This window comes from Planktothrix sp. (genome assembly GCF_046067725.1).
In the GTDB taxonomy this organism is placed as follows: domain Bacteria; phylum Cyanobacteriota; class Cyanobacteriia; order Cyanobacteriales; family Microcoleaceae; genus Planktothrix.
Map to the genome: position 1 here is coordinate 1 of NZ_JBJUDF010000157.1, position 5,458 is coordinate 5,458.

A 5,458-nucleotide genomic window follows, 5' to 3' on the forward strand; every position below is an offset into this window, starting at 1 on the left:
GATACTTGGCGGGTAGCCGCCTGGAAAAATAGCTCGGTGCCAGGTTAATACTCAAAAACCCCCTTCCAGTGGTAAATCGGAGGGGGTTTTTGGTTTTTAAATTCGGCAATTTAATTAGACAAAGAGGAAATTGTCGCTCTCTAAAGTTTCTGGCGGTGTCCCTTGAATAATGGCAATTAATTCCTTCTGTTCTTCTGCGGTACGGAAAATCGCTGTTCCAGTGGGGACTCCTGCCGGAGAAGTTTCTAACAGATAGTCAGTTGGAGTTCCCTGTAATTGAATGAGATCTTCTGCAGTGTTGAAATCAGCAATTAAAGCAAAGTCTCCCAGACCTAAAGCCGTTAAATCGCCATCATCATCATAAACTTGAGTGGTATCTAAGACAAAAGTATCAAATCCTTCACCTCCAATCAGGGTATCGATTTCACCCAAACCTGGGGTTGTTGAACTCAAATCAACACCCATGAGGAGATCATTTCCTTTGTCACCATTCACAAGATCATTCCCTTGACCTCCGATGAGAGTATCGGAGTTCTGGCCCCCATAGAGAGAATCATTATCGATGCTAACATCAATATAGTCATTGCCACGGTTGCCAAATAGCAAGTCATCGCCACCTTTACTATAAAGATTATCGTCACCTGTTAATCCAAATAAGGTGTTATTGGCTTCGTTCCCTTGAATTTCATCATTAACCGATGTAGCCAGAAATTCTTCAGTATCGGTGACAGTAAAGGTGTTCTCTACAGGGTTAGGTGTTGGTGTCGGTGTTGGAACCTGTGTGGGTTCCGGTGTGGGTTCCGGTGTGGGTGTGGGTGCTGGAGTTGGTGTGGGTGCTGGAGTCGGAGTTGGCGTCGGTGTAGGTTCTGGAGTGGGTTCAGGGGATAGGGTTGTGATTGTGCCGAAAACATCATGGTTATTTTGATGATTGCCGATGCCATTTGCCTGAGCAAGAGTCCCATCGGAATCAATTGCGACATTTTCAGAAAAGCTAACAGTCCCAGAAACCGTAACTGTTGGGAGGGTTGTAGGCATTCCTTGATTATTGCCGTTGGAGTTAGTTGTGGACTCCATTGCAAAGATAGCTCCACCTAACCCTTTCCCGCTTTGATAACTTGTCCCGCCAGTAGCAGAATTATGATTAAACGCAACGTTGTAGAGATTGAGGGAACCACTACGCATAAAAATTCCACCCCCCATTCCGGCACCACCACCCCCTGCATAGAAAGGATAGTTTGCTGGATTAGAGGCATCTCCACCACCAAAGCCTCCCAAACCTCTAGCAGCTACTGAGGTGAATCTCCCACCAAAATTATAATCTACCCCTTGTTCCCCTCCTAAACCTCCACCTCCCCCAAATCCACCCCAGCCTCCCTGTCCACCATCTGCACCCCAACCTTGTAAGCCGAAACCTGAACCGCCACCACCACCACGACCTCCACCTCCCCCAAATCCACCCCAACCTCCATCCCCGCCTTGACCAGAAACGCCTCCAATGCCCTCCATGCCCTTGTTTTTATCACCAGGTGCTCCTGGGTTTCCTCCGTTTCCACCGGAACCGCCTCCACCGCCAAAGCCTCCATTCCCTCCATCACCGCCAGCACCTCCATTCCCTCCATCCCCTGCACTCACAACCCCTTGACCCTCAAACCAGATGTAATCTCTTTGACCTCCGGTGCCACCATAACCTCCCTGTCCTCCTTGACCCCCATCACCTCCCCAAAAACCATTACCCCCGTTACCGCCATTGCCTCCATCCCCTCCGTTACCGCCATAAGTAGGGTCTGCATTACCTTCATAACTGTCATAACCCCCGTTACCGCCATTACCTCCCGAACCTCCATGACCGCCATCTATATTCAGGGAATTCCCCTTACTGCCCTTACTTCCATGGGTTCCAGGGGTTCCATTTTGTTCCGGGTCTTCTCCTTGAGTTCCATCGATACCATTTGCACCATCTGGTGCGCGTGAAGAAGAACTATTAGGAATTGTGCCACCCCCCGCAGTAGCCGTTGAGCCATTACCACTATTCCCACCTTGAGCACTATTGTTACTGAAGGTACTATTGTTGATAGCAATATTGCCCTCATAAACAAATAACGCACCTCCCATTCCGGCTCCCCCTCCATAACCCCAACTTCCCTCTCCGCCTTGGGATTTACCTTGAGTAAAGGTGAGATTGTTGAAGGTAATATTTCCACTTTTAACAAAGAAAATCCGACCCGATGAATTGCCACTGATGCTATAGTTATTGCCGTTAATTGTTAGTCCTACATCTTCTTCAATCATTAGATCATGAGCGGAAATGTCTCCGGTAATATTAATGATATCCACCTGACCATTATTGTTAGCTTCGGCGATGGCATTCTCAAGTTCAGACGTGCTATCAATATCATTAAAAATCGATGTCGGAACTGGTGTGGGTTGAGGAGTTGGAGTTGGTGTCGGTGTCGGTTCCGGTGAGGTATTATCTGAAGATGGGGTGGCGTTTTTGTACAGTTTCGTGATGGTGTTGTTTGAACTATCGGAACCCGTCAACAACAAGTCAGGTTTACCGTCACTGTTGTAGTCAGCCCAGCCTACTGAACCACCAGCAACATCAGGAAGGGAAATACTGGTATCTTCAATAAAACCAGTGCCTATGTTTTTGTACAATTTCGTGCTGTGTTTGAAGAAATCAACTTGACCCGTCAGGAGCAAGTCAAGTTTACCGTCACTGTTGTAGTCTGCCCAACCGACTGAACCACCAGCAACATCAGGAAGGGAAATACTGGTATCTTCAATCAAATCATTGCCTGTGTTTTTGTACAGTTTGGTGATGCGGTTGTTTGAATTATCCCAACCCGTCAACAACAAGTCAGGTTTGCCGTCTCCGGTATAGTCAGCCCAGGCTACCGAACCACCAGTAACGCCAGGAAGGGAAACACTGGTATCTTCGAGAAAAGAATTGGTTTGAAAATTCCAAGTGCTATTTCCGTTAATTCCAGAATAATTGTTCTTCGCTAAGTCTGTAATCGCACCCGTATCGATTTCCACATAGTAATTTGTGCCGGGTTCTAAATCCTGAGTTGGGTTAATGGTAAGTTGACCCCCACTGGCTGTGATCTCACTAGCCGTTACATCTAGGGTTTCTACCACCGAATTATCGGAGAGTTTCTTAATGACTATATTGCCGACACCTTTTTGAATGCCTTCGTTGAAGTTAACGACGAGGTTCGCACCAACGGCAACTGCTATGGCATTATCACTAGGGGTAAAAGAAATATCTACTGGTGGGGTAGTATCGAGAGATGCTGTTTTAAACTGCCAATTGCTATTTCCAGTCATACCGATGAACGGGTTTCCTGCCTTATCCTCAATAGCACCCTTAGCAATTTCCACAGAGTAATCTGTATCTGGCTCTAAATCCTGAGTTGGGTTAATGGTGAGTTGACTCCCATTGAGTATGACATCAGTTGCAGTTACATCTAAGATTTCTACCACCGAGTTATCAGAGAGTTTTTTAATCACAATATTACCGATGCCTTTTTTTATGGCTTCACTGAAGTTGATGACTAAGTTAGCATCAACGGCAACAACGTTTGAATTATGACTGGGAGTAAAACTGCTGGCTATGGGTGAGGTGGTGTCTGAATTGGTGGTGGTGTTTTTGTAGAGTTTGGTAATGTAACTTTCTAAACTATCCCAACCTTTCAGGAGCAAGTCAAGTTTGCCGTCATTGTTGTAGTCCACCCAGGCTACCGAGTCCCATGAAATATCAGGAAAAGAAATACTGGTATCTTCAATGAAACCACTACCTGTGTTTTTATACAGTTTTGTGATGGGGTTGTATGAACTATCGGAACCCGTCAGGAGCAAGTCAGGTTTACCATCACTGTTATAGTCTGCCGAGGCTACCCAGTGTCCAGAAATACCAGGAAAGGAAATACTGGTATCTTCAATCAAACCATTGCCTGTGTTTTTGTACAGTTTGGTGATTGGGTTGTATGAACTATCGAAACCCCCCCCCACGAGCAAGTCAGGTTTACCATCACTGTTGTAGTCCACCCAGGCTACTGAACTCCATGCAATACCAGGAAAGGAAATACTGGTATCTTCAATGAAACTACTGCCTGTGTTTTTATACAGTTTCGTGATGGCGTTGTTTGAACTATCGAAACCCTTTAGGAGCAAGTCAGGTTTACCGTCACTGTTGTAGTCTGCCCAGGCTACCCAGTGTCCAGAAATACCAGGAAAGGAAATACTGGTATCTTCAATCAAACCATTGCCTGTGTTTTTGTACAGTTTGGTGATGGGGTTGTATGAACTATCGGAACCTGTCACGAGCAAGTCAAGTTTGCCATCACTGTTGTAGTCTGCCGAGGCTACCCAGTGTCCAGAAACACCAGAAAGGGAAATACTGGCATCTTCAATGAAACCACTGCCTGTGTTTTTGTACAGTTTCGTGATGCGCTTGGATGAACTATCTCTACCCCCCAGAAACAAGTCAGGTTTACCATCACTGTTATAGTCTGCCCAGGCTACGGAACCAGAGGAAATACTAGGGAGGGAAATACTGGTATCTTCAGTGAAACCATTGCCTGTGTTTTTGTACAGTTTGGTGATGGGGTTGTATGAACTATCGGAACCCGCCAGGATCAAGTCAGATGTACCATCACTGTTATAGTCTGCCCAGGCTACGGAACCATAAGCAGTACCCGGAAGGGAAATACTGGTATCTTCAGTAAAACTTGATGTCATAAGTTAATTCCTGTATTCATGATTAATCAAAAAAATGATTCAATAGCAATGACAATGATGCTAATTTTCGTGAACAATGACTGAGGTATTTCAGTTAGATAAATTTTTTTGCTGAGCAATTTGACTTGATTCAATAAGATAAAATTACCTGAAAAAAGTTTGGCTTGAGTTGTTTCAAATTCTGGACTGAGACCAACCCTCAAAATAGAGAGTGATAGAAGTGGTACTCTCCAAAATCAACCTGATCTATAGTAATAGTACCTCAATCTTGAAACAGTTTTTTTGAGCTTTTAAGTATAATTATCTACTTTGTTTTTAGCCTTTAGTTGAGTTTTTTACTAAAAGTTACAAAAGGTTACAAAAACAGGGTTTTTTGCTGAGTTTGCTAATCTCTCTGAAATTTTGACTTCATCTGAGTTCAATCAGGGAGAAGGGATAAATGTTTACTTTTTCTAATTAAAGTCCACAGATTGTTTTATTTTTTAAAAGTTTGTCAGGAAATCTGGATATTTTATTGAGAATAGCTTTCAAAAAGTTGACGAGTTTATGGGGGTTCTGGTAGACTATAAAAAACACAACCCAAGGGGTTATTCTGTCTATCGGTCAAAATCAAGGCTGAAACCCTGATGCTGTGGTGAAATACATGGATTTTCTGACAAAATTTCAATCTGACGATGCACGAGTTTTGGGAGTGACCCAAATCAATGGCTTGACAAAA

1 protein-coding gene is annotated in these 5,458 nt (G+C 44.3%); it reads right to left on the reverse strand.

What is annotated here, in order from left to right:
• Positions 1 to 114: 114 nt before the first annotated feature.
• A complete protein-coding gene (locus tag ACKPEB_RS09405) occupies positions 115 to 4,740 on the reverse strand; it encodes an FG-GAP-like repeat-containing protein (protein ID WP_408964616.1) in 4,626 nt (1,541 codons plus the stop codon).
• Positions 4,741 to 5,458: the final 718 nt, after the last annotated feature.